General features: G+C 64.5%; 25 protein-coding genes and 1 tRNA gene. 10 read left to right on the top strand and 16 right to left on the bottom strand.

The features are described from left to right. Positions 1-5 precede the first annotated feature (5 nt). On the top strand, positions 6-245 hold the full coding sequence (locus tag U1R88_RS26435) for a hypothetical protein (protein WP_068289628.1): 240 nt from the start codon (positions 6-8) through the stop codon (positions 243-245). A gap of 14 nt (positions 246-259) precedes the next feature. On the opposite strand, the gene U1R88_RS26430 is transcribed toward U1R88_RS26435, so the two are convergent. The 5 genes from U1R88_RS26430 to U1R88_RS26410 all read right to left on the bottom strand — a co-directional run bounded on the left by U1R88_RS26430 (position 260) and on the right by U1R88_RS26410 (position 4,489). Continuing rightward, positions 260-646, bottom strand: a complete 387-nt coding sequence (locus tag U1R88_RS26430) for a VOC family protein (RefSeq protein WP_322433939.1) — start codon at positions 644-646, stop codon at positions 260-262. Between the two features lie 150 nt (positions 647-796). Next, the gene (locus U1R88_RS26425) at positions 797-1,162 is read right to left on the bottom strand and encodes a RidA family protein (protein WP_322433938.1); all 366 of its coding nucleotides are present in this window, start codon (positions 1,160-1,162) and stop codon (positions 797-799) included. 205 nt (positions 1,163-1,367) lie between these two features. Continuing rightward, the gene (locus tag U1R88_RS26420) at positions 1,368-2,207 is read right to left on the bottom strand and encodes a carbohydrate ABC transporter permease (RefSeq protein ID WP_068289624.1); all 840 of its coding nucleotides are present in this window, start codon (positions 2,205-2,207) and stop codon (positions 1,368-1,370) included. Then, positions 2,204-3,073, bottom strand: coding sequence for a carbohydrate ABC transporter permease (locus tag U1R88_RS26415; protein WP_322433937.1), 870 nt, complete (start codon positions 3,071-3,073; stop codon positions 2,204-2,206). The genes U1R88_RS26420 and U1R88_RS26415 overlap by 4 nt, the downstream gene beginning before the upstream one ends. A gap of 180 nt (positions 3,074-3,253) precedes the next feature. Continuing rightward, entirely contained in the window at positions 3,254-4,489 is a 1,236-nt protein-coding gene (locus U1R88_RS26410) for an ABC transporter substrate-binding protein (protein ID WP_322433936.1), read from the bottom strand. Positions 4,490-4,859: 370 nt separating this feature from the next. On the opposite strand from U1R88_RS26410, the gene U1R88_RS26405 reads away from it, so the two are divergent. From U1R88_RS26405 to U1R88_RS26390, 4 genes are all read left to right on the top strand, one after another. Beyond that, positions 4,860-5,651 (top strand): SDR family oxidoreductase, encoded by a 792-nt coding sequence (locus tag U1R88_RS26405; protein WP_322433935.1) that lies wholly within the window; start codon positions 4,860-4,862, stop codon positions 5,649-5,651. A 1-nt stretch (position 5,652) separates the two neighbouring features. After that, on the top strand, positions 5,653-6,720 hold the full coding sequence (locus tag U1R88_RS26400; protein ID WP_322433934.1) for an ABC transporter ATP-binding protein: 1,068 nt from the start codon (positions 5,653-5,655) through the stop codon (positions 6,718-6,720). Positions 6,721-6,833: 113 nt separating this feature from the next. After that, complete coding sequence (locus U1R88_RS26395; protein WP_322434009.1) at positions 6,834-7,322, top strand: hypothetical protein; 489 nt, start codon at positions 6,834-6,836, stop codon at positions 7,320-7,322. 86 nt (positions 7,323-7,408) lie between these two features. Then, a complete protein-coding gene (locus tag U1R88_RS26390; protein WP_322433933.1) occupies positions 7,409-7,822 on the top strand; it encodes a hypothetical protein in 414 nt (137 codons plus the stop codon). 51 nt (positions 7,823-7,873) lie between these two features. Here U1R88_RS26390 and U1R88_RS26385 read toward each other — a convergent pair whose 3' ends face one another. The 7 genes from U1R88_RS26385 to U1R88_RS26355 form a co-directional block, all read right to left on the bottom strand. After that, positions 7,874-9,445 (bottom strand): GMC family oxidoreductase, encoded by a 1,572-nt coding sequence (locus U1R88_RS26385; protein WP_322433932.1) that lies wholly within the window; start codon positions 9,443-9,445, stop codon positions 7,874-7,876. A 189-nt stretch (positions 9,446-9,634) separates the two neighbouring features. Beyond that, a complete protein-coding gene (locus U1R88_RS26380) occupies positions 9,635-10,171 on the bottom strand; it encodes a twin-arginine translocation signal domain-containing protein (RefSeq protein WP_068289598.1) in 537 nt (178 codons plus the stop codon). A gap of 94 nt (positions 10,172-10,265) precedes the next feature. Further along, positions 10,266-10,640, bottom strand: coding sequence for a VOC family protein (locus U1R88_RS26375; RefSeq protein ID WP_322433931.1), 375 nt, complete (start codon positions 10,638-10,640; stop codon positions 10,266-10,268). 30 nt (positions 10,641-10,670) lie between these two features. After that, positions 10,671-11,051 carry a c-type cytochrome gene (locus U1R88_RS26370; protein WP_322433930.1) on the bottom strand — a complete coding sequence of 127 codons (381 nt, stop codon included), beginning with the start codon at positions 11,049-11,051 and terminating at the stop codon, positions 10,671-10,673. Positions 11,052-11,234: 183 nt separating this feature from the next. Next, positions 11,235-11,546: a ribbon-helix-helix domain-containing protein gene (locus U1R88_RS26365; RefSeq protein WP_068289590.1), complete on the bottom strand. Its 312-nt coding sequence runs from the start codon at positions 11,544-11,546 to the stop codon at positions 11,235-11,237. Between the two features lie 143 nt (positions 11,547-11,689). Further along, entirely contained in the window at positions 11,690-13,102 is a 1,413-nt protein-coding gene (locus U1R88_RS26360; protein WP_322433929.1) for an MFS transporter, read from the bottom strand. 290 nt (positions 13,103-13,392) lie between these two features. Beyond that, entirely contained in the window at positions 13,393-14,142 is a 750-nt protein-coding gene (locus U1R88_RS26355) for a sulfite exporter TauE/SafE family protein (protein WP_322433928.1), read from the bottom strand. A gap of 81 nt (positions 14,143-14,223) precedes the next feature. On the opposite strand from U1R88_RS26355, the gene U1R88_RS26350 reads away from it, so the two are divergent. Together U1R88_RS26350 and U1R88_RS26345 are read left to right on the top strand one after the other, a co-directional pair. Then, positions 14,224-15,144, top strand: coding sequence for a LysR family transcriptional regulator (locus tag U1R88_RS26350; RefSeq protein ID WP_322433927.1), 921 nt, complete (start codon positions 14,224-14,226; stop codon positions 15,142-15,144). A 153-nt stretch (positions 15,145-15,297) separates the two neighbouring features. Continuing rightward, entirely contained in the window at positions 15,298-17,073 is a 1,776-nt protein-coding gene (locus U1R88_RS26345; RefSeq protein ID WP_322433926.1) for a tetratricopeptide repeat protein, read from the top strand. Between the two features lie 233 nt (positions 17,074-17,306). Here U1R88_RS26345 and U1R88_RS26340 read toward each other — a convergent pair whose 3' ends face one another. Continuing rightward, positions 17,307-18,077, bottom strand: a complete 771-nt coding sequence (locus U1R88_RS26340) for a fumarylacetoacetate hydrolase family protein (RefSeq protein ID WP_322433925.1) — start codon at positions 18,075-18,077, stop codon at positions 17,307-17,309. Between the two features lie 298 nt (positions 18,078-18,375). Here U1R88_RS26340 and U1R88_RS26335 point away from each other — a divergent pair, with 298 nt between their 5' ends. Beyond that, positions 18,376-18,681 carry a hypothetical protein gene (locus U1R88_RS26335; RefSeq protein WP_322433924.1) on the top strand — a complete coding sequence of 102 codons (306 nt, stop codon included), beginning with the start codon at positions 18,376-18,378 and terminating at the stop codon, positions 18,679-18,681. A gap of 188 nt (positions 18,682-18,869) precedes the next feature. On the opposite strand, the gene U1R88_RS26330 is transcribed toward U1R88_RS26335, so the two are convergent. After that, positions 18,870-18,945: transfer RNA gene (locus U1R88_RS26330), tRNA-Ala, on the bottom strand. A 284-nt stretch (positions 18,946-19,229) separates the two neighbouring features. Between U1R88_RS26330 and cbiB the strand changes: the two genes are divergently transcribed. Then, the gene (gene cbiB, locus U1R88_RS26325) at positions 19,230-20,213 is read left to right on the top strand and encodes an adenosylcobinamide-phosphate synthase CbiB (RefSeq protein ID WP_322434008.1); all 984 of its coding nucleotides are present in this window, start codon (positions 19,230-19,232) and stop codon (positions 20,211-20,213) included. 31 nt (positions 20,214-20,244) lie between these two features. Here the strand turns inward: cbiB and U1R88_RS26320 are convergent, their stop codons facing one another. Then, positions 20,245-21,708, bottom strand: a complete 1,464-nt coding sequence (locus U1R88_RS26320) for a cobyric acid synthase (protein WP_322433923.1) — start codon at positions 21,706-21,708, stop codon at positions 20,245-20,247. Between the two features lie 4 nt (positions 21,709-21,712). Beyond that, positions 21,713-22,480 (bottom strand): class I SAM-dependent methyltransferase, encoded by a 768-nt coding sequence (locus tag U1R88_RS26315; protein WP_322433922.1) that lies wholly within the window; start codon positions 22,478-22,480, stop codon positions 21,713-21,715. 732 nt (positions 22,481-23,212) lie between these two features. Between U1R88_RS26315 and U1R88_RS26310 the strand changes: the two genes are divergently transcribed. After that, positions 23,213-25,861 (top strand): TIGR02302 family protein, encoded by a 2,649-nt coding sequence (locus U1R88_RS26310; protein WP_322433921.1) that lies wholly within the window; start codon positions 23,213-23,215, stop codon positions 25,859-25,861. Positions 25,862-25,881 lie beyond the last annotated feature (20 nt).

The following is a 25,881-nucleotide window of genomic DNA, read 5'->3' as shown; positions in this document are numbered from 1 at the left end:
ACACCATGGCGTTGATCCCCTGCCCTGCCTGTACCCAGCGCGTCTCGGAGCAGGCGCTTGCCTGCCCGTCCTGCGGGCATCCGATCGCCGCCGCTGGCGAGGGCAAGCAGACGGCGATCCGCGTGCTGGGCGGCGTCGCCGGCACCTATGTCTCGGCCAACGCCCTGGTGCAGCTGGTGCTCGGCGCGGTCTTTTGCATCAGCGTCGCCGCGGTGATCATGACGCTGATCATCGTCAGCGGCTGAGCCGCTGCATCCGCTCAGACGGCCACCTTGGTACAGATCTCGACCAGGCAGCCATTGTTGTCGCGCACATAGGCGACGATCTGGCCCCAGGGTTTCTGTGCCGGCGGCGACACCGCCTGCGCCCCCGCGAACAGGGCCTTCTTGTAGGCGATCTCGACATCGTCGACGACCAGCGCGATCTCGGTGCCCGCCGGAAGCGCATCCGGCCTGTTGGGCTGGAAGCTTCCGACCATGTCGGTGACGAAGCTCTCATCGGCAAAGCACAAAGCCGTCTCGCCGGTGACGAGCTCGGCGAACTGCCCCTCGGCGATGAAGCGCGTCTCCAACCCGAAGGCCTGCTTGTAGAAAGCCGAGGTCTCGACGACATCACGGACGTAATGAACGACATAACCGAGCTTCATGACAATGTTCCCTGTTTGTTCGCGTAATTGCTAGAGCAAATCGGAAAGCTTGTCGAGTCCGAACCAACCTGAAATATGGATTGCCTTTCCTCGCCCCGAAGCCTCCCCACCTGGGAAGGGAGCCGAAGGCGACGGCGATGCCCCTTCTTCTTACAGCGGCTTGTAGGCGATCGCCTCGATCTCGATCCTGATGTCGATCATCAGCCGGGCCTCCAGTGTGGTGCGTGCCGGCGGGTTGGTCGGGAAATAGCTGCCATAGACCTTGTTGAAGGCACCGAAATCGCGGGCATCGGCCAGGATCACCGTGGTCTTGACCACGTCCTCCAGCCCGGCCCCGGCCAGCGCCAGGGCCTTGGCGAGGTTGTCCATCACCTGGCGGGTCTGCGCCTCGATGCCGCCCGGCACCACCGAGCCGTCCGGCAAGGTCGGCACCTGGCCGGAAACATGGATGCTGTCACCCGCCCGCACGGCCGGGGACAAGGGGACATGGGAGGTGCCGAAATGCTGCTTGGTCATGGATATCCCGGTAGTTTGTGCCAATGGTTCAGAGCGTTTTGCAATTTGATGGAATCGCAAAGACGCGTCGGATCAAGAAGCCAGAGCAAACAAGCGTTCACGCTTGAACGCGCTTTGCTCGAGGTCATTGCGAGCGAAGCGAAGCAATCCAGGAGGCGAAGGGCATCGCTCCCGCTGGATTGCTTCGCTCGCAATGACACGTGTCCTACTTCACCGCCCCCAGGGCAAGGCCGCGCATCAAATAGCGCTGCAGCCAGGTGAACAGGATCGCGATCGGGATGGTCGCCGCCAGGGCGGCCGCCATCACATAGTTCCACTCCACCGTATAGCGCCCGGCCACCAGGTTCACCACCTGCAGGGGCAGCGTATAGGCCTCCTGCTTGCGCAGCATGGTGAGGGCAATGACATATTCGTTCCAGGCATTGATGAAGGTGAAGATCGCCGTCACCGCCATCGCCGGCAGCGCCAGCGGCAGGAATACCTTGACCAGCGTGGCGAAGGGGCTGGCGCCCTCGATCCAGGCCGCTTCCTCCAGATCCTTGGGGATGGTGGAGAAATAGCTCTGCAGCATCCACACCGCGAAGGCGAGGTTGAAGGCGATGTAGATGAAGGTCACGCCGGTGAGGCTGTCGATGAGCTGGAAGCCGAGGCGGTTGCCGAGTTCCACCAAGAGGCGGAACAGGCCAAAGACCAGCACGATCGGCGAGAGCATCTGCGAGATCAGCAGGAACTGCCGGAAGGCGCCGCGCGCGGCGAAGCGGTAGCGGCTGAGCGCATAGGCGGCGGGGATGGCGACCAGCACCGTCAGCACGGTGGTGACCAGCGACACGATCAGCGAATTGGCGAGCGCCGGCCCGAAGGCCGTCTCGGTATACATGGTGACGAAATTGCCCCAGACCGGCCGGCTCGGCCACCAGGAGGAGGACAGCATCTCTTCCGTCGGCTTGAGCGCCGTCACCAGCATCACCGCGAAGGGAAAGAGGGTGAGGACGATCAGGGGCGACAACAGCACCCAGTAGAGCACGGAGCGCTTGAGCTTGCTCATGCCTGTTCCTCCTCGCGCATGGCCAGCCGCACATAGATGATGGCAAAGACGAGCAGCAGAGCGAACATGATGATCGACACCGCCGCCGCCTCGCCGAACTTACCCAGGCGGAAGGCGAGCTTGTAGAGATAGGTCACCAGGATGTCGGTCGAATTGGCCGGGCCGCCCTGCGTGGTCACCCAGATGATCGGGAAGGAATTGAACACGTTGATGGTGTTCATCACCAAAGCGATGTTGATGAAGGGCTTCAGCAAGGGCAGCGTGATGTGGGTGAATTGCTGCCAGCGGCTCGCCCCCTCCACCGCGCCGGCATCGTAGAGATCATCAGGCACCGAGGACAGGCCGCCCAGGAAGATCGTCACCGTGAAGGGGATCGAGACCAGGATGCCGATCAGGATCTGCATTGGAAAGGCAGTGGAGGCATCGGCCAGCCATTCGATGTTGCGGCTGGTCAGGCCGAGGCCCCTCAGGCCGGAATTGAGCATGCCGCTCTCGCCGTTCAGGGCCCAGCGCCAGACCACCGCGGTCATGGCGAGCGACACCGCCCAGGGCAGCATGATGATGACGCGGGCAAGGCTGCGCCCGTAAAAATCGTCGTTGAGAATGAGGGCGATCGGCACCGAGACGATCAGCGTTCCCGCCACGACGCCCACCGTCCACACCAGCGTGCGCCACAGCGCCGCGATGAAATCGGGATCGGCGAACAAAGCCTGGAAATTGGCGAGGCCCGAAAACTCCCGGAGCATGCCGAAGCGGTTGACGTCATGCAGCGAGATCTGGCCGATCTGGTAGAGCGGCCAGAAGATGATGAAGGCCGCCATCAGGAAGCTTGGCAGGATCAGAAGATAGGGTGTCGCACGCCCCATAAATGCTGTGTCTCCTGGTCGGATGGTTTTCCGGCTACGGCAGGGCGAGTAAGCGGGCGCCGCGTCGCCTCTTCTTGCGAGACGTCGTGCCTGCTGGCAAGTGCACGATGACGAAGTCCCCCGCTCCCAGGAAGGGAGAGGGGGTGTAGGTCGGGGTTTTACAGCCCCACCATCATCTCGTTACTTCTTCTCGAGGATGCCGTTGACCTTGGCGGCGGCTTCCTTGAGCGTCGGCTCGATCTCGCCCTTGCCCAGATAGATCGTCTGGATCGCGTTGGAGGTGGTCTGGGCGATATCCTCCCAGCCCGGAATCACCGGCGCGAAGATCGCGTTGGGCAGGAGGGAGGCGAATACCTTCAGGTCCGGATCGTCGGCGAAATGAGGATCCTGGGCCTCCTTGGCGTTCACCGGCAGGAAGCCCTCGTTCTTGTCGAAAGCGGTGCGCTGCTCGGTCGAGAACAGGAAGGCGAGGAATTTGAAGGCCTCATCCTTCACCTTGGAATTCTCGAACAGCACGATCGAATCGGTCACGCCATAGGTGAAGGGCTTGCCATCGGCGCCGAGCGGAATCGGCGCCACGCCATATTTCAGGTTGGGCGCCTCGGCCTTGATCTGGCCGGAGAGGAAGGGCGCCGTGATCACGGTCGCGACCTTGCCCTGCTTGAACAGGTTCTGCACGTCCTCGCGGGCATAGGAGGTCACGCCCGGCTCGGTGAGGCCCCCATCGATGAAGCCCTTATAGAGCTTGGCCGCATCGATCGCCGCCTGGCTGTCGAGGCCGGACTTGCCGTCCTTGACGATCGCCCCGCCATTGGACCACAGCCCGTAGTAGAAATAGACGTCCGTCTCGATTTCCTTGCCCTGCAGGCCGAAGGGCGCCACGTCCGGCGAGGAGGCCTTGATCTTGGCGGCGGCAGCCTGGAACTCCGTCCAGGTCTTGGGGAACTCGGTCACGCCAGCCTTGGTGAAGACGTCCTTGTTGTAATACATGCCGCGGGCGGAAGCCGCGATCGGCAGGCCGTAGGTCTTGCCGTCCATCACCGAGGGCGACAGGAAGGTCGGGATGAAGCTGCCCTTGAATTCAGGCGTGATGTAGCTGTCGAGCGGAGCGACCACGCCCTGGGAGACGTAGTCGAGCAGCCAGCGCGTGCCGATGATCGAAAGATCGGCATTGGTGCCGGCCGAAATGTCGGTGGTCAGCTTCTGCTGGAGATTGTCCCACGGCACCACTTCGATCTCGATCTTGGTGTCGGGATTGGCCTTCTGGAACGCCTCGGCGGCTTCCTTGAAATAGGGGCCCGTCGCCTTCGAATATTCGGCGATGGTCACGCGCACCGTGCCTGCCTGCGCGATGGAAGCGCAAGCCAGGAGACTGGCGCCTGCGAGCAGCATCGCCATCCGTCCGATCATTGTCATGAAACGTCCCCGTCCTTGTCATTGCTGCGGTCGTTGCCGCGCCCCCGCGCGCCTCGCCGCAAGAGGGCGCTAATGTTCCCCGTAATCGAAAACCGCGCAAGCGGGATTTGACCAGCTGGCCTATGCCCGGGGTGGATTCACCCTGCGTACCAAATTACCCCTATAATGCGGCCGGGACACGCCGCTTCCGGCTTTGCCTTCCCGCGATTGCCATGCATAGATGACGTCGTTTCATGTTCGGGTGAGTCCTGCGGAAGCTGCTTCCTGGGAGCGCGGACGTCCTCGTCCGCCCCTTTCTCGCCCCTAACGCCAGGCTTGCAGTCGGGAAGAGCGGACGAGGACGTCCGCGCTCCCAGGAAGATATATCACGATGAGCGAACCATCCCTCTCCGACCCCTTCGGCCTTGCGGGGCGCCATGTCCTGCTCACCGGCGCCGGCGGCGGCATCGGGCGGGCGATGGTCGAGGCCTTCCGTAGAGCCGGCGCTACGGTGTCGGGCGCCGACAGGGATGCGGCCCTGCTGGAAAGCCTGCCCTTGCAGCATCGGCTCGTCTTCGACCTTACAGACGCCAAGGCCGCGGCCAACGCTGTCACCAGGCTGGTCGACGAGACAGGCGCCCCCGACATCCTGGTCAACAATGCCGGCTTCACCCGGGCCGAGACGCTCGACGACGTCGACGACGCGGTCTGGGACAGCGAGCTTGCCATCAACCTCACCGGCGCCTTTCACGTCACTCGGCCCGTGACGGAGGCGATGGCGGCGCGCGGCGGCGGCTCGGTCGTCTTCGTCGCGTCGGTCAACGGCCTCGGCCATTACGGCAATCCCGCCTATTCGGCCGCCAAGGCCGGGCTGATCGCCTATGCCAAGTCGATCGCGGTGGAAGCTGGCCGCAACGGCATCCGTGCCAATGTGGTCTGCCCCGGCTCGGTGCGTACGCCGGCCTGGGACCATCGCCTTGCCAAGGATCCGACGATCCTCGAAGATGTCGTCTCCCATTACCCGCTCGGGCGGATGGTACGCCCCGAGGACGTCGCCAATACAGCCGTCTTTCTGGCCTCCCCGCTCGCTGCCGGCGTGACGGGAGCGGTCCTGCCGGTCGATGGCGGCCTGACCGCCGGCAATCTGCGCTTCGTGCGCGACATCATCGAGAGGAGGTCGTGACATGGCGGGCCTGCAGGTCAAGGCGCTGCAAAAGCGATATGGCTCGGCCGTGATCCTCAAGGGCATCGACCTCGATGTCCGCGACGGCGAATTCGTGGTGCTGGTCGGCCCTTCCGGCTGCGGCAAGTCCACGCTGCTGCGCATGATCGCCGGCCTCGACGAGATCTCGGACGGCGAGTTATGGATTGGCTCCAAGCTTGCCAACAAGCTGTCGCCGCAGCAACGCAACATCTCCATGGTGTTCCAGAGCTACGCCCTGTTCCCGCACATGACGACGCGCGCCAATATCGGCTTCGGCCCGCGCATGCGCGGCGAGAGCGCCCAGTCGATCGAGCCACGCGTGAAGAAGGCCGCCGGCGTGCTCAACCTGCACGATTATCTCGACCGCTATCCCCGCCAGCTCTCGGGCGGCCAGCGCCAGCGCGTCGCCATGGGGCGCACCATCGTGCGCCAGCCCGAGTTGTTCCTGTTCGACGAGCCGCTCTCCAACCTCGACGCCAAGCTGCGCGTGCAGATGCGCACCGAGATCAAGGCGCTGCACCAGGACCTGAAGACCACCATCGTCTACGTGACGCATGACCAGATCGAGGCCATGACCATGGCCGATCGCATCGTGGTGATGAATGCCGGGCATATCGAGCAGGTCGGCACGCCGCTCGAACTCTACGACCGGCCGGCCAACCGCTTCGTGGCGAGCTTCCTCGGCTCGCCCTCGATGGGCTTCATTCCCGGCACGGTCGAGAAGGGCGATGGCGCGCCGCGCCTGCGCACCAAAAACGGCCTGCTGCTGCCGATAGGCAACAGCACCGCCGCTTCCGGGCAGGCCGTCGAGATCGGCATCCGCCCCGAGCATTTCGTGCTCGGCACCCAAGAGAACGGCTTTCCCTTCGTGGTCGGCGTGGTCGAACCCACTGGCGCGGAGACCCATCTGTTCGGCACCATCGACGGCACGCAGATGCGCGCCGTGTTCCGCGAGCGCCTGTCGCCCCAGCCGGGCGAGACGCTTTACCTCAATGTCGACCGTGCCAATGTCCACGTCTTCGACCCGCAAAGCGGGGCGAGGCTGTAGAGAAGAGGAGCGCGGACATCTCAGCGTCAAGCGTGCATGTCGCGGAGATGTACGCTCTTTCTTCACATGCCACGTTTCAAGAATCGGACCAGATGTCCGCGCTCCGAGATCCCATGCCCTTCGACACCAATCCCTTTACCGACGATGCCGAGCGCCATGCCCTGTGGGAGATGCTGGTCCGCCGCGACATCGAGGCCTATCTCAAGGCGGACTGGCCGGCGGTGGAGGGCGATTTCCTCGCCGAAAGCTTCTTCGGCCTGAGCGGCCTTAAATCCGCCAATCCGGACGAATGGCGCATGATCTTTCCGCGCCTCGATGATTACCGCGACCGCTGGCTGAGCCAGGCCAGGCTCTCGGCGGCCACCGCCTATGCCGAACCGCGCCGCGAGGCGCTCTATCGCATCACTTCGCTGCAAGAGATCGACATCAACGGCGAGCGGGCGGTGGCACACAAGAAGTTCGACGGCACCATCGCCAAGGCCGACGGCAGCATCGATGCCATCAACTGGCAGACCCTTTATCTGTGCAACCGGGTCGACGGAAACTGGAAGATCGCCGGCTTCGTCGGTTACCTGCCCAATCCGATGGGGACAGCAAGCTGAGCAGGGCGGGCTGACATCGACGCTATTGCCGCCCCGTGCCATGGTTTGGGCTGAAGCCTCCGACAACAACGAAAAGATGGCCGAGAATGCGCGTCAATCATGAAAGTCAGTCCCTCCGACGCAAGCTGCCCTTCCCTATCGCCCTCCTCTTCGTTGTAGGCAGCGGCATCGCCCTGGCAGCCTGCGCATCGGGAAGCGGCATCGACAAGCGGCAGGTCCGTCAGGACGCCGCCGCCAGATGCGCCAGCGCCCAGGACAAGACCGGTTGCCAGCAAGCCCAGAGCCGGCGGCTTGTCGACGAGGGGTACACCTCGATCTGCCGCGCCAAGGGGCTGGCGGACCATTCCCCGGCGATGAAACGCTGCAGGGGCGAACTTGCCTATGCCGACTGCGTCCGCACCATCAGCGATTATCAGGGCTACACCGCCCAGATGAATCCGCGCGGCCCCTGGGAAGCCCCACCCAGCGCCGTCTGCAAGAGCCATCTGGTCGCGGATTGAGCAGGATTTTACGGTGCGGGAGACTCACTCGGCGCCTCCCGCGCCTCGTCCCTACAGCTCCCCCTTCTTCAGGCTGGAAGCGATGAAGTCGGCCTGCCGGATGGCGAGCGCCACGATGGTCAATGTGGGATTCTCCGCTCCGCCGCTGGTGAACTGGCTGCCGTCCGAGATGAACAGGTTCTTGATGTCGTGCGTCTGGCCGTGCTTGTTGACCACGCCGTCGGACGCCTTGGCGCTCATGCGGTTGGTGCCGAGATTGTGGGTGGAGGGATAGGGCGGCGTCGGGAAGGTCCTGATGGCGCCGACCGCCTCATAGATCGCCTGCCCCTGCCGATAGGCATGGTTGCGCATGGCGGTGTCGTTCTCATGGTCGTCGAAATGCACATTGGCGACCGGCATGCCCGCCTTGTCCTTGACGGAGGAATGCAGGGTGATGCGGTTGGCCTCGCTCGGCATGTCCTCGCCGACGATCCACATGCCGGCCATATGGTCGTAGCTGTCGAGCGCCGAGGTGAAGGAGCGCCCCCAGGCGCCGGGATCGAGGAACGCCGCCATGAAGGGCAGGCCGAGCGAGAGCGTCTCCAGTTCATAGCCGCCGGCAAAGCCGCGCCTGGGGTCGTGGCGCGCCTCGTCCCGCACGATGCCGGCCATGGTGGTGCCGCGATACATGTGCACCGGCTTTTCGAAAACGCCGTAGACCGAGCCGGTGGTGTGGCGCATGTAGTTGCGGCCGACCTGGCCGGAGCTGTTGGCCAGGCCGTCCGGGAACAGGTTCGAAGCCGAGTTGAGCAAGAGGCGCGGGCTCTCGATGGAATTGCCGGCGATGGCGACGACACGGGCCTTCTGGCGCTGGGTCTTGCCGTCCTTGTCGAGATAGACCACGCCGGTGACCTTGCCCTTCGCGTCGTGCTCGATCTTGACGGCCTGGCTGTTCGGCCGGACCTCGAGATTGCCGGTTTCCTCGCCCTTCGGGATCTCGGCATAGAGGGTCGACCATTTCGCGCCGGACTTGCAGCCCTGGAAGCAGAAACCGATCTGCTGGCAGGAACCGCGCCCGTCGCGCGGCTGGCTGTTGATCGCCATGCGTCCGGTATGCACTTCCTTGTAGCCGAGCTTCTTGGCGCCGGCTTCCAGCACCTTGTAGTTGTTGTTGCCGGGCAGGCCGGGAATGTTGTTGGTGCGCGTCACGCCCATCTTGTCCTCGGCCTTGGCGTAATAGGGTTCGAGTTCGGCCAGGGTGATCGGCCAGTCCAGGAGATTGGCGCCCGGCAGGCTGCCATAGGTGGAACGGATCTTGAATTCGTGCTCCTGGAAGCGCAGCGAGGCGCCGGCCCAGTGCACGCTGGACCCGCCGACCGCCTTGACGATCCAGGCCGGCAGATTGGGAAAGTCCTTGTGCACGCGCCAGCTTCCCGAAGTGGTGCGCATGTCCTTCCAGGCGAGTTGGCCGAAGCTCTCCCACTCGTCGTTGACGAAATCCTCGATCTCGTAGCGGCCGCCTGCTTCCAGGATCACGACCTTCACGCCCTTGAGGGCCAGTTCGGTGCCCAGCGTGCCGCCGCCGGCGCCGGAGCCGACGATCACCACGACGGAATCGTCGTTCAGATCAAAAGGAGCTGCCATGGTTCTGTCTCCTCCAGGGCGTCTTGCGCAAAGACGGTCTCGTCTCAGGTCGCAAGGACGCGTCGAACCAAAGAATGAGAGAAAAAATGCGTTCTGGTTGAAACGCGCTTTGCTCAGGGAATGGGTGCCGCCGGCGGAAAACCCGTCCGGAGGAAATGAGGGTTGGAATCCGGTCTGTGCCGACCGGGATCAAAGCCACTCGATGTCTGAAAAGCCGCGGTTGATATAGCCACCCTTGTCGGCGGAGGAGCCCTCATAGCCGAAGAGGGGCCAGACCTCCTTCTGGTTGTAGAGACTGACCACCAGGCCCGAGCGCACCGCGCCGAAGAAGGGCGAGGCCTCGACCTTGCGCAGGATCGCCAGCCTCTCCTCTTCCCAGCCGAGATCGGCATAGCGCTTGCCGCCCGCCGCCGCGGCCAGCCCGTCCAGCGTGGTCACGCCATCCTCGAACAGGGCCTTGCTGGCCGCATCCTTGCCGGCCTTGGCATCAAAATCCTTGACGGCGATGGCGTAATAGCGATCGGGAAGCCGGTCGTGGGGATAGATGTCGCGCGACATCCGGACCAGCGTTTCCAGCGTCTCCGGCTTCAGCGCGCCGGCTTCGAGCGCCCAGGCCTCCCGCGGGCAGTAGAGCGCCCCGCCGGCGACCACCAGCGCAACGCCGGTCGCAGCCGAGACGATAAAACCGCGACGGGACAGTTCACCCGCCTGCCTGGCTTTCTTCATGTTGTCCTCCCTGCATGTTGCGCCGGGGCTGCCATCGGCGCCCCGGTCTGCCGTTCTTGTGACGCCGAGCGGCCGCCTACAGGCGGCCAGTGGGCTATTTGTAGCGCCCGCCCCGCTGCAGCACCTCGATCTTGTAGCCGTCGGGATCCTGGATGAAGAAGAAGCGCGCGGCTCCCGAGCCATCTGGAAAGGAGAGCGTCTTCAAATCGCCGGGCTTGAGGCCGAGAGCCGAGACCTTCGCATGCGCCGCCTCGAGGTCCGGCACGGAGATCGCCAGATGGCCATAGCCGTCGCCGAGCTGGTAGGGCTCGGTGCGGCCCTTGTTGACCGTCAGTTCCAGCTCGAAGCCGGTCTCGTCGCTCAGATAGATCAGGGTGAAGCTCTCGAAGGCGAAACGGCCAGCGATGTCCAGCCCGAAGGCCTTCCGGTAGAAGTCGACGGAGCGCTGCTCGTCGAGAACGCGGATCATGCTGTGAATCATGCCCATGGCAACTGGCCTCTATTTTTGAACGCTGAGTGACTTGAGATAGGCAATGATCCGCGCGCGCTTGGCGGGATCGGCCTGGCGATAGGGCATGGTGGTGCCCGGCTTGAAGGCCTGGGCATTGGTGATCCACTTGTCGAGGCTGTCGGCGTCCCAGGCGAAGCCGGCATTGGCGAGGGCAGCCGAATATTTGTAGCCTGGATAGGTTCCCGCCTTGCGGCCGACGATCTCGGCCAGGTTCGGCCCCTGGCGTGGACCTGCCTTGGGATCGACGACATGGCAGGTGCCGCAGCTGGTGACGAACTGCTTCTGGGCGGCTGCGAGATCGTCGTCCGCCTGGGCGGTGGAGATGGCGAGCAGCCAGGCTCCCGCCATGACGGCAAGCGCCTTGCCCATCCCTCCTTGCGTCCCACCCATCATGACCGCCTGTTTGGTTTGCGACTATGGACAGGAGGTTAGGTGCCGGCTTCAGACACCGGGTAGTAATATTGCATTACACGTCGAGAATTCGGAAAATAGGTTGTCTTCAGCCAAAGCAGCATGGAGCCCTGGCAGAACCGAGAGTAACGGCTGCCGGCCCTACTCCGCGGCGACGAGATCGAAGGCGGCAGGCCGACGCGAAGCGGCCGGTCGCAGCTCGGCGACATATTTCAGGCAGCAGCAACGCAGGAGCGAGGTGAAGTTGCGGACGTCGCCGTGAAGGTCCAGCACTTCGTCATGCAGGCGGGTGACGAAACGGCCGAGCGACATGCCCTGGTCGACCGCAAGCTCCTCCAGGATGTCCCAATAGACGGCTTCGAGGCGAATCGAGGTGGCATGCCCGCCGATACGCACCGAGCGCGTATGCGTCTCATAGGTCTCCGGCGGCTGGGAGGCGAACAGATGGCACATGGCTTTCCCCCGATCGGCGCGTCCTTGCAGTTCCTGCCGATTGCGGCACGTCGCAAAACGCTTTGCTTTCTTTGACTCTTTCCAAAGAGAGCGGGTCTGTCAATCGATGAACGTCGCGCCCGGGCGTTGCTGGTATCGGGATGCTATTTCGCGCCTGCTCGCCGAACCCTGAGCTCGTTGCCGGCCTTGGCATCGAGGCCGATCATGTCGAGGATGGCGATGAAGGCGATCAATCCGATCACCGCGAAGGCGATCTGGAAATCGATCAGCGGCAGCGAGCCGTTCGTGCCCGGGAACCACAGCTCGGCAAGGCGCAGTGCTGCGGCAGCCACGCCGACGCCCAGGCCCATCGACATCTGTTGGGCGACGTTGAAGAGGGTGTTCGCCCCGCTCATGCGCGCTTCCGGCACGTCGGCGAAGGCGATGGTATTGAGGGCGGTGAACTGCATCGACCGCGTCAGGCCACTGGCGAACAGCAAGGCGCAGATCAGCGGGAAGGGCGCCGCCGGTGTCAGCAGCGCATAGGAAGAGATCAGCACGGCGTTGAGGAGGCCGTTGCCGAGCAGCACCTGGCGAAAGCTGAAGCGCCGCAGCACCGGCGTGGTGAAGGGCTTCATCACGATATTGCCGGCAAACACCCACAGCACCAGCAGGCCGGCCTGGTAGGCATCGAGCCCGAAGGCGAGCTGGAACATCAAGGGCGCCAGGAAGGGCACCGCGCCGATGGCGACACGGAACACAGAGCCGCCCCAGATGGTGATGGAAAAGCTGCGGATGCGCAGGGCCCAGGGATCGACCAAAGGGTGCTCGGCGCGCCGCGCATGGAGAACCGCGGCCGTCGTGACCACGGCGCTCGCCGCCAGCCAGATCGCCGCCAGGGACATCGAGCTGTCCTGTCGCGAGATCAGGTCGAGGCCGTACATCAGGCCGAAGCAGGCAACGCCGATCAGGACGAAGCCGGTCCAGTCGAACGGCTTGGCGCCATCCGGCTTGCCGGCGGGGATCAGCTTCATGGTGAGGATGAAGCCGATGATGCCGAGCGGCACGTTGAGGAAGAAGATCCAGTGCCAGGTCGCATAGGTGGCGAGGAAGCCGCCGATGGGCGGGCCGAGCACGGGCGCCGCCAGGCCCGGCCAGGTGATGGTGGCGATCGCGCGCATCAAATCCTGCTTGGCGGTGTTGCGCAGCACGATCAGCCGCCCCACCGGCACCATCAGGGCGCCGCCGACGCCCTGCAGGATGCGCGCCGCCGTGAAGACCGGCAGGCTGGTGCTGAGGCCACACAGGATGGAGGCGAGCGTGAAGATCACGATGGCCCAGCCGAACACGGCCCGCGGGCCATATTTGTCGGCGACCCAGCCGCTGGCCGGGATCAGCACGGCCAGGGTGAGCAGATAGGCGGAGATGCCGATATTGAGGTCGATCGGCTGCACGCCGAAGGATTCGGCCATCTGCGGCAGGGCGCTGACCACCACCGTGCCGTCCAGCATCTCCATGAAATAGGCGCCTGCGACGAGAAAGGCCAGGATGGAACTGCTCGCCGGCTTGGATGTCATGAAGGTCGGTTCCGAAGACTGAAGGCGGCAGGAATTGCCTGCCGCGCCATTGGTCGGACCATAGAAAAAGAAGACGATGCTGGGAAGAGAAAGCTGGGGCAGCCCAACACTACGGTTGCTGTTTTCATTCAGGCGGGATCGGGAGTGTCAGCCTCCGGCTGACATCCTGAAAGCCAAGCCCTTGCGGTCCGGTAGAATGTCAGCTGGAGGCTGACACTCCGCACATCTTGCGCTCCTTCATGCAAACGCAACTATCGTACAAAAGAGAACGATCGTTTCCAAATTCGCCTTCAGCCATAGGCCCTGACGAAGAACGCCGTCGTCATGCCGACTGCGATCGCCAGCGTGGCGAGGCGCACGGCAGTGGAGGGCAGCCGCCGGCCGACCTGGGCGCCGAGATAGCCGCCGGCGAGCGCCCCGCCTCCCACCATCAGCGTCTGCGTCCATTCCACCGCCCCAGCGAGCGCGAAGCAGAGCACGGCGGCGCTGTTGGCGGCCGTCACCATCAGCGTGCGAGCCGGGTTCAACGCCTTGAAATCGGCGCCATGGAGCAAGCTCCAGGCCGCGATCATCATCAGCCCCACGGCGCCGCCGAAATAGCCGCCATAAAGACCGAGCAGGACCTGGATCGCCAGCACCACGGCAGGCCCGGCCGTCAAGCGCGCCCGCAACGCGGCGCCGAGACGCGGCCCCGCCGCCAGCATGAGGGTGGCGACGAGCAGCAGCCAGGGCAGCAGCTGGTCGAACATGGTCGTCGGCGTCCACAAAAGCAGCAGCGCTCCCGCAAGGCCGCCGGCCAGGGTGACGGCGAGCATCCATCCGGCCGGCGCGCCGCAGATCGGATCGAAGCCGCTGCGATAGACATAGGCGCTGGCCGCGCCGCCGGGATAGAGCGCCACCGTGCTCGAAGCATTCGCCGCAACCGAAGGCACGCCGGCAGCGATCAGGGCCGGCAACGTCACGAAGGAGCCGCCGCCCGCCATGGCGTTCATCGCGCCAGCAAGCAGCCCGGCACCGGCAAGCAGGAGGAAATCGGACATACGGGCTTCGTGACATTCGCAGGCAGAATTGACAATCGGGAAGATCCGAGCATTTCCTTCGGAAAAAACGAAGGATACAGGATGCGTTTCGATCTGATCGACTTGCGCTTGTTCGAGGCAGTGGCACGTACGGGCAGCATTTCCGCGGGGGCCGAACGCATGCACATGGCCCTCGCCTCCGCCAGCGCCCGGGTGAGCGGCATGGAGGCCGCTCTGGGCACCGGCCTCCTCATCCGCAGCCGCCGCGGCGTCGAACTGACGGCGGCCGGGCGGGCACTGCTGCACCACGCCGGCACCATCACCGCTCAGGTCGAGCAGATGCGCGGCGAGCTGCTGTCCTTTTCCTCCGGCCTCAAGGGCGAGATCCGCATGCTCTCGAACACGGCCGGGCTGGTCGAGTTGGTCCCGGCCGCACTCCGCGTCTTCCTGGCCAGCCACCCCGGCGTCGACATCGACATCGAGGAAAGAACCAGCGCCGAGATCGTCGAGGCCGTCAGTGCCGGCATGGCGGAATTCGGCGTGATCGCCGCCACCGCCGATCTGGCAGAACTGCAGACGCGCACCCTCGGCGTTGATCGCCTGGTGGCGATCGCGGCCAGTACCAGCGCGCTCGCAGCCCGGCCGGAGATCGGCTTTGCCGAACTGATCAGCGAACCCTTTGTCGGCCTCGCCGGCGGCGCCCTCACCGACCATCTCGCCCGCCACGCCGCCCGCCTGGGGCGCCGCATCGCCTATCGCGTCAGGCTGCGCAGCTTCGATGCCGTCGCCCGCCTGGTCGAGGCCGGCATCGGCGTCGGCGTGCTGCCGCAGGCCGCCGTCGAGCGCTATGGCAGCCAGCACCTTGTCGCGCTGCGCCTCAGCGACGGCTGGGCCGATCGCCACCTGGTGGTTTGCGCCAAATCCCTCGCCGGCCTGTCGATGCATGCCCGCCTGCTCATCGACGAACTCGAGCGGCAGGGGGCGTTGCAGACACCGGGCCTGCTTGCCAGAGACGGTGAGTGATTTTCGCCGTCTCGAAGGTTGCGCACGGGGATGTCGAGCCTTTCAAAATCCAGGCTCGTCGCCTTGATTTGTTGTATCACCGGCAGAGTGCAGTCCAGCACTCCAAGACGGCTCCCGTAATTTCAATCTGGTGGAATAAAGAAAGCAATGGAAATGAACGGCCTGCGCAAGACCCTGCTTTTGTTCCTTTCACCATGCCTTTTGGTCTGCATGGAGATCGCTCATGCAGCCGATAGTGTAACGATTCCTGGATATACCCCAAAATCGGGCGTCGAATACATCTATCGTTCGCACAAGACCACTTCCACCGACATGTCCTTGTGGTTCAACAAGCCGGCAACGATCATGCGAGGGGATTTTCGTCAGCGTATGACGGTGCTGTCACGGGACACGAAGAATATGCGGGTTCGCTGGTCCCTCAGCGCGGATCTGCCACAAGATGCCGAGGGGGCTGTCGACTCCTACGCAATGAACGCTCTCTATAAAAACTCGCTGTCGGCCTATGGTGTTCAGCAAGTCGAATATGAAGCGGAATTGAACGGCTTTCCCAGTAAACTCGTTGGATCTGACGTAATCCTTCGCAATATGCAGCGTGCGACCTCCATTGGGCCGGATGGTTCTGCCGTCACCCTGCCAAACAGCCTCTCAGATATTATCGAGAATATCAAAAGCAATCCGATCCTGGTTGTCCAGAGCCTTGCACCGGAAGCGGAGCTTCTCTCCAGGATACAAGAGCAGGAAGTCTCGACATACGATGTCGGCCAGACGGGAACAGCGTCGACGGTGGAATATTTGCGTGGCGTGCCGGTTCCGGTCACGATTGACTGGAAGCTGGAAGCCGCAGATTCAGCCAGGCAAACCGCCACCTTCAGCCTGACGAAAACCTTTGATCGTGCCGCATTCCAGCAATCGCAGGCATCCGCTGTCGAAGGACTGATTGCAAGCTTTGGTGAGAAGGCCAGGCAACTCACAGGGGAGCAATTGGCCGCCGCCAGGATTGCCAGCAAGAGCGTGACAATGGCCTTCATCGTGTCCCTGCGCGACGGCTCGGCTCTCGAAGTGACAGAAACCGTTGCGGCGGAAGGCGGGGGCATGAAGATTACGGCGATGAGCCATGTGTGGCGCGAGGACCTGCCGGCGCGTTTGCCCGAGCTGCCAAACTGGAACAGCCAAGCCATGTCTGTATCCGCTGTCGCTCCCCTGCCCGAACGCGACGCCAATCCCTCATCCGTCACGCCACGGCTTGCCGTCCTGTCGGCGCTCGAGGAAGGGCAGACCGCCTATGATGGCGGCAACTATGGCGCAGCCTTGCGTTCCTGGAAACCGCTCGCCGATCAAGGGATGGCGGCCGCGCAATATAAGCTCGCCGGGCTTTATCAATCAGGCTTGGGTGTCGAACGAGACCCTGCTCTCGCCGCCACCTATATCCGCAAGGCGGCGGATCAAGGTTGGGCAGAAGCGCAAAGCAGCCTTAGTGATCTCTATGCAGCCGGTCAGGAGGTTCCGCAAGACTATGCTTTGGCTGTGGTTTGGGGCCGCAAGGCGGCTGAGCAAGGGCTCGCCGTCGCTCAGTACAATTTGGGATACAGCTACGAAAGCGGCCAAGGCGTCTCCCCAGACTACACCCAAGCATTGATTTGGTATCGCCGTGCCGCCGAGCAGGGCCTTGCTACGGCTCAATACGCCGTCGGCCTCTTATACGATCAAGGTCGGGGTGTTCCTCTGGATTATGGCCAGGCAGCCGTCTGGTATAAGAAAGCCGCCGATCAGGGCCTCGATGTCGCCCAAGGCAATCTGGGCAACATGTATGCAATGGGCCATGGAGTTGCGCGGGATCGGACCGAGGCAGCCAAATGGTTCCGCAAGGCGGCCGACCAGGGGCTTGCCACTGCGCAAGAGTCCTTGAAAAAACTAGAGAGGCAGGAATAGCCGTCTCTTTGCTTCTTTCCACGGTCCTCGAGCTATTCTCTCTGACGGAAAACGACCTCCGCGCTCCCGGGAAGAACGATCCCCGGCGTGCCTGATGGAAGGAGCCACTACCGCCAGATGGATTGCGCGGGCGCATGTCGAGCCTTTCAAACATCCAACCTGCCGCCCACCCCGCCGGACGACGGAGGACCTGCCGGCAGGACAACGCTCCCCGAAACCCGGACGGCTGGATCTCAGGCGAAGACGACCTCGACCGTGCCGAGCCCACCGAAATCGGCGACAAAGGCCTGGCCGACCACCGCCTGCAGGATCAGCGGCCCGCCACCGATGGCGATGAGGTTGCCCGGTGGCACCTGCCGGCCACGGCGCGCTAGGTAGAGCGAAAGGTGCGCAATGGCTTCCCTGACATCGCTCATTACCGTCTCGCCGCGGCTGCGCCCGACTACGGCCCCGTTCATGCTGGCGACGACCTCCAGCCCCTTGAGATCGGCCAGGTGTCGGTCATAGACCGGCGCTCCCTTGACGGAAGCGCTGTGCAAGCCGAAATCGGCCGTGGCCGTCCAGGAATTGAGCGGCACGACGCCCTTCACCCGACGGCCTAGAATGGTGATCATCGGTACGCAACCGATGATGGCTTCCTCGATCAGAGAGGGCGTGGCTGGACGATGCGGATCGGGGTAGGAATCGCCCAGCAGCAGCCCGAGGCTCCATTCGGCGCCCAGCACGCCCGGCGGCAGGCGAAAATGGCTGCGATCCGCCAGCATGCTCGATGCAGTCAGCGGCCCGAATACGGCTTCCTCGCATTGCAGGATGCGCCGCGTGGCGGGAATCGTCGCCGTCGCGCAATAGCCGGCGATATTGTCGTCGAGGGCAGCGACCGCCACATCCTGGACGTCCTCCGCCATCTGTTCCGACGAAATCAGGTGAAGCGGAAGATCGCCTATGCTGCCGCCCGAACGACTGAAAGCCAGCGCCTCACCGAGTTCGGCCACCGACGCTCTCATTCTCATCCTCGACCGTTTCGAAGCCCTGCCCAGCGTGGCTTATTATATCGCCGCCGGATGGGGGCCTTCAAATCAGGAGATCGTCCTATTTCGGCCCGATCGCATAAGGGCCGCATAAGGAAGACAGCTGCCGGCAAGACGATCGGCCTCTCCAGCCCCCGCTCCCAACGCCTTGTTCACCGGGGAACACGCGTCCGGCGCCGGCCCTGCTTTGATGATCCATGCGTCTCAAGCCCAGCATTCGGGCAAAGTGCGTGACACCGCCGCGGACAATGGGGCGCCAACGGATCGAACGAACATGCGCGTCCTGCTTTCCGTCGCTCTCCTCGCAAATCTGGCGGCCGGCTGCAGCTATGGGACGGCTTCGACCGAGACCATCAGGCCCTTCACTGGAAACGTGCCGAGAATTCCAGGCAATTACGCCGCCGAAGCCAAATTGCAGAAGCCTGCGAAGGCCCTGCCCCTGATCGGCGTCACCAGCACGACCGAGCATCCGAACGCATCGACCGACTATCAGGCCTGCGTGGCCGGCGCTACCCGGCATGAAGTCAACAATGTCGCCGGGGTCGAGGCCTGCAACGGAGCTTACGGCTATTTGCGGTAAGCTCGATCGTCGTGACCCTTCGTGTCTCGCCACCCGCCAGGGCCTGATCCACGCCCCGGCGACATATGCCATTGCGTAAACTTAATGTGAGGCGGCGCGGCGAACGAAAAACAACCGCGATGAGGGAAAGAGGCAGGCTTTAACGGGTATTTCAGGCATTCCTGCCTCGCCTGGAGCGCGAAGCGGGATGGTGGAGCTGATGAGATTCGAACTCACGACCTCTGCAGTGCGATTGCAGCGCTCTCCCAACTGAGCTACAGCCCCGGCTGCCCGGAAGCGTCGCCATTTAGTGTTCGTGCCTCCCTCCTGTCAAGCGGACTTGGGATATATCCAGGTCCGCCGGCTGAAGATGGCCGAGCCTCGATGGTACAGCGCCCTTCCCGGGATCGCGGCTGTCCCCGTCCGCGGTTCCAGGGGACTGGCTTCAGTCCCATGAAGGGTGGAAACCGAGCGGAATTTGGAAATCCTTAACCGAATTCTAAAGCCTTGGCGAGGCATGGTGGCCCGGAACGGGCTGGGTGACGATCAAGTTTGGTTTTGCCGTATCGATGGATGTTTTCTCTCGGATTCTCAGTCTGGCGATCGCCTGGGCCTTCGAAATGGTCTTCGGCTATCCGCGTTGGCTCTATGCGCGGATCGGCCATCCCGTCACCTGGATGGGCGCCCTCATCGGCTGGCTCGACCGGCGGCTCAATTTCGCCGAGGATGCCTTTTCCACCCGCCGGGGTGCGGGCATCGTCACCACCGGCATCCTCGTTGTCGTTGCCGGACTCGGCGGCACTATCATCGAGCGGCTCTGCCTTTCCCTCACCTATGGCTTCATTCCGCTCGGCCTGATTGCCTCCTCGCTGATCGCCTCCAAGAGCCTGGGCGACCATGTCGAGGACGTCGCGCATGGGCTGGAGGTCGGCGGCCTGGCCGGCGGCCGCAAGGCCGTCTCGATGATCGTCGGGCGCAATCCGGACACGCTGGACGAGCCGGGCGTCTGCCGCGCCGCCATCGAGAGCCTGGCCGAGAACTTCTCCGACGGCGTGGTGGCGCCGGTGTTCTGGTATGCCCTGTTCGGCCTGCCCGGCATCGCCGTCTACAAGATCATCAACACCGCCGATTCGATGATCGGCCACCGCACCCCGCGCCACCAGGCCTTCGGCTGGGCCGCCGCCCGGCTCGACGACTGGCTGAACCTCATCCCCGCCCGCCTGACGGCCCTGATCATCAGCGCCGCCGCCTTCATCAGCCACCGCCGGGGGCGGGCCGCCATCGCAGCCGTCAGGCGAGACGCCGGCAAGCACCGTTCCCCCAATGCCGGCTGGCCCGAGGCAGCCATGGCCGGCGCGCTCGACCTGCGCCTCGCGGGCCCGCGCATCTATGGCGAGACCCTGGTCGAGGACGCCTATATGGGCAATGGCCGGGCCGATGCCGGCGCAGCCGACATCCGCCGCGCCCTCGACCTCTACCACATGGCCTGCGTGATCCTGTCGACCGTGATCGGGCTGCTGACCTTCTACCTGATCTACAAGCAATATCAGTGAGGGAATTACGGGCGGACGGAGCTCCTTGGCCCTACAGCCCGATGATCCGCCCGATCGCCGTCATGTCGAGATGGCTGGCGAGATGGGCGGCGAAAGCGTCCAGCGTCTCCTCCACCACGGCTTCATAGGTCAGGCTGCTGCCCTGCCCGCCGAGGCGGGAGAGCCAGGCGACGCGCTGGCGGTCGTCGGCGAACAGGCCATGCACGTAGCAGCCGGCGATGCGGCCATCCGCCGAGCCGGCTCCGTCGAGGCTGCCATCACCGAAGCGCAGCAGCGGACGGGCGAGCGCCGGCCCTTCGGTGACACCGACATGCATCTCATAACCGGAGAAAGGCACCCCGTCCGCGCAGCTCTGCCCGCGGACAGCCACCAGCCTCTTGTCGCCGCCGAGGCGGGTGGCCGCGTCGAGGAGGCCGAGGCCCTCGACCTCGCCCGGCGGCCCTTCGATGCCGTCGGGATCGGCGATGACAGTGCCCAGCATCTGGTAGCCGCCGCACAGGCCGAGGACATGGCCGCCGCGCCGGACATGGGCCGCGATGTCGATGTCCCAGCCCTCGGCGCGCAGGAAGGCGAGGTCGGCAATGGTCGCCTTCGAGCCGGGCAGGATGACGAGATCGGCCACTGGCAGGGGCTGGCCGGGCTTCACCATGACGAGATCGACCTCGGTTTCCTGGGCCAGCGGATCGAGATCGTCGAAATTGGAGATGCGCGGCATCATCGGCACCGCGATGGTGAGCCTGGCACCGGCGCGGCGCGAACCGTAGGAGCCGAGCGCCAGCGCGTCCTCCGCCGGCAGCCTGCCGGCTTCGGGAAAATGCGGCACCAGGCCGAGGGCCGGCCAGCCCGAGCGCCCAGCGATGAAGGCCATGCCGTCGGCGAACAGGCTGGCATCGCCGCGCATCTTGTTGACGATGAAGCCCCGGATCAGGGCGGCATCCTCGGGGTCGATGGCCGCCTTGGTGCCGAGGATCTGCGCGATCACACCGCCGCGGTCGATATCGCCGGCCAGCAGCACGGGGGCGTTCACGGCACGGGCAAAGCCCATATTGGCGATGTCGCCGGCGCGCAGATTGACCTCCGAGGCCGAGCCCGCCCCCTCGACGAGCACGAGATCGGCTTCGGCCCTGAGGCGTTCGAAACTGTCGAGCACATCGGCCATCAGCGCGGGCTTGAGCGCCTGGTAGTCGCGTGCGCGGGCCGAACCGCGCATACGGCCCTGCACGATGATCTGTGCGCCAATCTCCGATTGCGGCTTCAGCAGCACCGGGTTCATGTGCACGCTGAGCGCCACCCGCGCCGCCCGGGCCTGCAGCGCCTGCGCCCGGCCGATCTCGCCGCCATCTTCGGTGACGGCGGCATTGTTCGACATGTTCTGCGGCTTGAAGGGGCGCACCCTCAGGCCCCGGTCGGCGAAATGGCGGCACAGCCCCGCCACCAGCAGCGACTTGCCGACATCCGAACCGGTGCCCTGGATCATGAGGATTTTGGCGGTCATCGGCTCACGAGCTCCGGCGTAGCCGCCCGAAGGGAATGAAATCCGGCGACGTCGGCGTTGAGGGCCTGCGTTCCCAATCGCCATACCAGGCTTCCACCTCGAGACCCGCTTCGTCCAGCGCCTGTTCCAGTTCGGGCCGCGGGGCAAACGCGATGCGCGAATGGGACGAGAGCACCCGCCCGTCGCCAAGAATGCGATAATGGGTGCCGTAGGTCACGACATCCGTGGCGGGATCGTGCGAAACATCGTTCCAGGCCTCCACGGCCCCGAAATGCGGATGCTCGATCTGCCGGCCCGATTGCTCCGGCGTCCATTCCCGCCACTCCGCTTCGGCGGGGTTGCGGCTGTCGAAGATGAAGCGCCCCCCGGGTTCCAGATGCGCCGCGATCGTGCGCAGGGCGGCGATACGGTCCTCCTGCGTGAGGAAGACCTGGAAGGCATGGCCGGTCATTACGACAAGCTCGAAACGCCGGCCCAGGCGCACGGTCCGGCCGTCGCCCTGCACGAAGGTCACCCTGTCGCCGCCCCGGCGGCGGCGCGCGATATCGAGCATGGCCGCCGCGGGATCGACGCCGAAGACGGTACAGCCAGGCTCGAGCGCCACTTCCACCGCAAGATCGCCCGTGCCGCAGCCGAGATCGAGCACCGAAGCACGACCCACCGCCAGGGACCGGCAGCAGGCGCGATCGGCGCTCCACTCGTTCTCGACATCATAGAAGCTGGCGATATCCGGATCCTCATAGAGCCGGTCGGGGTGGGCTTTGTCGTTCACGGGCTTGTCGGTCCTGCTCGGCTCGGTCGAGGAATTGCCTGCCTATCACCCCTATCCGGCATCGCAAAGCCTGTCGATTCGCTGCGCTCGAAGCGACAACCCGTGCTTGGCCCGCCGTAGCCCGACCGCCATCCTCTGCGACAACGGCCCTGTTCGACATGTTCTGCGGCTTGAAGGGGGCGCCCTCAGGCCCCGGTCGGCGAAATGACGACACGGCCTCGATGTCGCATTCGCGTCGGGAACCAATTCCGCGGTTAATCGTTCTTGGAAACCGGAGCGGAGTCCTCCGTTCTGCATCAGTAATGGAGGTGGTATAATGGGACGCGCGCTTTTGCTCTGGCTGGTCGGAATACCCATTCCAATCATCATCTTGCTTTGGTTTTTCTTTTTCCGTTGAAAAGCAACGGCAATTTAAGAGCGATTTATACGCGACATCATGCCAAAGCACTCCAGTCACTCAAAGAGCGGTGCGGCCCGTGCAAGCATCATTGATCTGAGTCGCACAGCTCCCTCATGGCAACATGTTCTAATGTCATCAGGCCTGAATGGCGGACCAAACCTGCCAGGCAACGCATGCTGCGCCGTTTGGCATAGTCATCCCTCCGAAATAGACGCTTGACGGCAAATAGGTCGGACATGGATTTGCCACGTACACGCTTATGATGGGCAGGTACTGGAATCACCCGGCTGGGCGGCCTATCCTGTCGCCGATCGAGATATTTGGATGATGGCATGGCTGATCCCGAGGCAGGCATGAGCGAGGAAGCGGCACGCGATGCGCGGGCCTTCGAGACGCTCGTGCTGCGGGCGAGGCTCGCTTTGTTCTGGGAGCGGGCCTGGCCGCGCCTGGCGGTGCCCTTGGGCATTATCGGCCTCTTCGTGGCCCTGACCTGGTTCGACCTGTTCACCGTCCTGTCCGGCCTGCCCCGTCTTCTCCTCGTCCTGGTCTTCCTTGCCGGCCTTCTTGCGTCGCTCTTGCCGCTCGCCCGGCTGCGCTTCCCCAACCGGGATACCGCACTGCAGCGCATCGACCAGGCCATCGGCCTGCCGCATCGCCCGGCCACCGCCCGGCAGGACCGGCTGGTACAGGGCGGCGGCGACCCCCTCGCCGAAGCGCTGTGGCGCCGGCACCTCCGCCTCGCTTTGGAGGCGAGCCGCCGGGTACGCCTCGGCCTGCCCTCGCCGGGCCTGCCGCAGCTCGATCGCTATGGCCTGCGCGTCGGCGCCATCCTCGCCCTGTTCGTCGGCTTCTTCTATGCCGGGGCCGAACGCCTGCCGCGCCTCATCGATGCCCTCGCCTCCCCCCGGCATGACATCGCCGCGCTGTTCTCGGGCCAGGACGGCGAGCTATCAGGCATGCGCATGGACGCCTGGGTGACGCCGCCGCCCTATACGCGGCGTGCGCCCCAGGTCCTCTCGCAAGCCAATCAGGACGCGCCGATCCCGGTGCCGCAGGGCTCCGTCCTGGTCGTGCGCCTCGCTGGCGACAAGGGCGCCGAGATCGCGGCACAGGCAGGCACCGAGGACATTCCCTCTTCGGCGTCAGCCGATCAGGAAGCCGCCGTCGTCGAAAAGCGCCTCAAGCTGGTGGCCGACACCGGCGTCGACATTCACCATGGCGACGGCAGCCAGACGCGCTTTGCCTTCACCGTCATCCCCGATCGGCCACCCACCATCGCCTTCGAAGGGCCGGTGAAGCCGGACGGCAAGGGCGGCATGATCTTCACCTACAAGATCGACGATGACTACGGTGCCACCGCCGTCGAAAGCCAGAGCACGCTGCTGACGGATGGCCACCCGCTCTACCAGCCACCGAAGATCGCTCTCTCCGCACCGGCCGGCCATGCCCGCTCCGGCACGGTGACGGCTACGCGCAATCTTTCGGCCGATCCGCTGGCGGGAGCGACCGTCAAGATGACGCTGGTTGTGCGCGACGATGCCGGCAATGAAGGCCGCAGCGACCCGCAGGACGTCACCCTGCCCCAGCGCGAATTCCAAAATCCGCTTGCCCGCGCCCTGGTGGAGCAGCGCCTGAACCTGGCCGTCGATGCCAACCGGGCCCGCGAGGTCAAATATGCGCTGGAAGCGCTGATGATCGCACCGGAGGACTTCACCAAGGATGCAGGCCTTTATCTCGGCCTGCGCACCGTGCGCGACCGCCTCGACCGCGCCAATTCCGATGACGCCTATCGCGACGCCGCCGATTATCTCTGGCAGATCGCCCTCGCCATCGAGGAAGGCGACGGCAGCATCGCTGAGCGCCGGCTCAGGGCGGCGCGCGAAAAGCTGAAGGAGGCACTGGAACGCGGCGCCTCGCCGGAGGAGATCGAGAAGCTCACCCAGGAATTGCGCCAGGCCCTCAACGATTTCCTGCAGGACTATGCCAAGCGCCAGCAGCAGGCCCTCAAGAACAATCAGAGGCCCGGCGACAAGCCCGTGCGCAACATCACGCCGGAGGAATTGAACAAGCTGCTCGATCAGCTCGAGAATTCGGCCAAGAACGGCAAGAAGGACGATGCGCAGAAGCTGCTCTCGCAGCTCGACGATATTCTCAACAGCCTGGCCAATCCCGAGGACAGCGTCGGCCAGGGCGACCCCACGATGCAGCAGATGCAGCAATCGCTCAACGACATGGGCAAGATGATCCTGCGCCAGCAGCGCCTGCGCGACCAGACCTATCGCCAGAACCAGCCCTTCGGGCAGGGACAGGAGGGTCAGGGGCAGGAAGGCCAGGGACAAGACGGCCAAGGTCCGGGCGATCAGGGGCCCGGCGACCAGGGCTTGGGCGACCAAGGCTTGGGCGACCAAGGTCAAGGCGGACAGGGTGGACAGGGCCCGTCGGGCCAAGGGCAGCAGGGTCAGAACGGGCAAGGGGGCTCGGGCCAAGGCGGACAGGGTCAAGGCGGCCAGGGCCAAGCTTCGCCCTCCCTCGACCAATTGAAGGAGCGCCAGCAGGCGCTGCGCCAGCAATTGGAGAAGATGCAGAAGAATCTGCGCGATAGCGGCGCGGAGACCCCCGGTGCCCTGGGCGAGGCCGGGCAGGCCATGCGCGATGCCGAAGACCAACTCGGCGAGCAGGATGGCGAAAACGCCGTCAATTCGCAGGGGCGAGCCATCGAAGCCCTGCGCAAGGCGGCCAAGGGGCTTGCCGAGCAGATGGCGCAGGCCCGCAAGAACGGCAAGGGGCCGCAGCAGGGCGGCAAGGATCCTCTCGGCCGGCAACTGCCCAATGGCCCCGACTTCAATGCCGACGGCTCGACCGAGGCCTCGCCTTCCAGGCGCGCCGGCGAAGTGCTGAATGAGTTGCGCCGCCGCCTCGCCGATCCCAACCGGCCGAAGGCGGAGACGGACTATCTGGAGCGCCTGCTCAACAAGCAGTGAGCGTCGGCGGCCGCGATGAC

Source organism: Labrys sedimenti, from assembly GCF_034424805.1.
Taxonomy (GTDB): Bacteria; Pseudomonadota; Alphaproteobacteria; order Rhizobiales; family Labraceae; genus Labrys; species Labrys sedimenti.
Note: the sequence above shows the minus strand (reverse complement) of the source record. Positions and strands in the feature narration are given on the sequence as shown.

Excerpts from the sequence above, each read along its gene's own strand:
- U1R88_RS26435 (WP_068289628.1), top strand. The coding sequence starts at position 6 with ATGGCGTTGATCCCCTGCCCTGCCTGTACCCAGCGCGTCTCGGAGCAG.
- U1R88_RS26430 (WP_322433939.1), bottom strand. The coding sequence starts at position 646 with ATGAAGCTCGGTTATGTCGTTCATTACGTCCGTGATGTCGTCGAGACC.
- U1R88_RS26425 (WP_322433938.1), bottom strand. The coding sequence starts at position 1,162 with ATGACCAAGCAGCATTTCGGCACCTCCCATGTCCCCTTGTCCCCGGCC.
- U1R88_RS26420 (WP_068289624.1), bottom strand. The coding sequence starts at position 2,207 with ATGAGCAAGCTCAAGCGCTCCGTGCTCTACTGGGTGCTGTTGTCGCCC.
- U1R88_RS26415 (WP_322433937.1), bottom strand. The coding sequence starts at position 3,073 with ATGGGGCGTGCGACACCCTATCTTCTGATCCTGCCAAGCTTCCTGATG.
- U1R88_RS26410 (WP_322433936.1), bottom strand. The coding sequence starts at position 4,489 with ATGACAATGATCGGACGGATGGCGATGCTGCTCGCAGGCGCCAGTCTC.
- U1R88_RS26405 (WP_322433935.1), top strand. The coding sequence starts at position 4,860 with ATGAGCGAACCATCCCTCTCCGACCCCTTCGGCCTTGCGGGGCGCCAT.
- U1R88_RS26400 (WP_322433934.1), top strand. The coding sequence starts at position 5,653 with ATGGCGGGCCTGCAGGTCAAGGCGCTGCAAAAGCGATATGGCTCGGCC.
- U1R88_RS26395 (WP_322434009.1), top strand. The coding sequence starts at position 6,834 with ATGCCCTTCGACACCAATCCCTTTACCGACGATGCCGAGCGCCATGCC.
- U1R88_RS26390 (WP_322433933.1), top strand. The coding sequence starts at position 7,409 with ATGCGCGTCAATCATGAAAGTCAGTCCCTCCGACGCAAGCTGCCCTTC.
- U1R88_RS26385 (WP_322433932.1), bottom strand. The coding sequence starts at position 9,445 with ATGGCAGCTCCTTTTGATCTGAACGACGATTCCGTCGTGGTGATCGTC.
- U1R88_RS26380 (WP_068289598.1), bottom strand. The coding sequence starts at position 10,171 with ATGAAGAAAGCCAGGCAGGCGGGTGAACTGTCCCGTCGCGGTTTTATC.
- U1R88_RS26375 (WP_322433931.1), bottom strand. The coding sequence starts at position 10,640 with ATGATCCGCGTTCTCGACGAGCAGCGCTCCGTCGACTTCTACCGGAAG.
- U1R88_RS26370 (WP_322433930.1), bottom strand. The coding sequence starts at position 11,051 with ATGGGCAAGGCGCTTGCCGTCATGGCGGGAGCCTGGCTGCTCGCCATC.
- U1R88_RS26365 (WP_068289590.1), bottom strand. The coding sequence starts at position 11,546 with ATGTGCCATCTGTTCGCCTCCCAGCCGCCGGAGACCTATGAGACGCAT.
- U1R88_RS26360 (WP_322433929.1), bottom strand. The coding sequence starts at position 13,102 with ATGACATCCAAGCCGGCGAGCAGTTCCATCCTGGCCTTTCTCGTCGCA.
- U1R88_RS26355 (WP_322433928.1), bottom strand. The coding sequence starts at position 14,142 with ATGTCCGATTTCCTCCTGCTTGCCGGTGCCGGGCTGCTTGCTGGCGCG.
- U1R88_RS26350 (WP_322433927.1), top strand. The coding sequence starts at position 14,224 with ATGCGTTTCGATCTGATCGACTTGCGCTTGTTCGAGGCAGTGGCACGT.
- U1R88_RS26345 (WP_322433926.1), top strand. The coding sequence starts at position 15,298 with ATGAACGGCCTGCGCAAGACCCTGCTTTTGTTCCTTTCACCATGCCTT.
- U1R88_RS26340 (WP_322433925.1), bottom strand. The coding sequence starts at position 18,077 with ATGAGAGCGTCGGTGGCCGAACTCGGTGAGGCGCTGGCTTTCAGTCGT.
- U1R88_RS26335 (WP_322433924.1), top strand. The coding sequence starts at position 18,376 with ATGCGCGTCCTGCTTTCCGTCGCTCTCCTCGCAAATCTGGCGGCCGGC.
- cbiB (WP_322434008.1), top strand. The coding sequence starts at position 19,230 with ATGGATGTTTTCTCTCGGATTCTCAGTCTGGCGATCGCCTGGGCCTTC.
- U1R88_RS26320 (WP_322433923.1), bottom strand. The coding sequence starts at position 21,708 with ATGACCGCCAAAATCCTCATGATCCAGGGCACCGGTTCGGATGTCGGC.
- U1R88_RS26310 (WP_322433921.1), top strand. The coding sequence starts at position 23,213 with ATGGCTGATCCCGAGGCAGGCATGAGCGAGGAAGCGGCACGCGATGCG.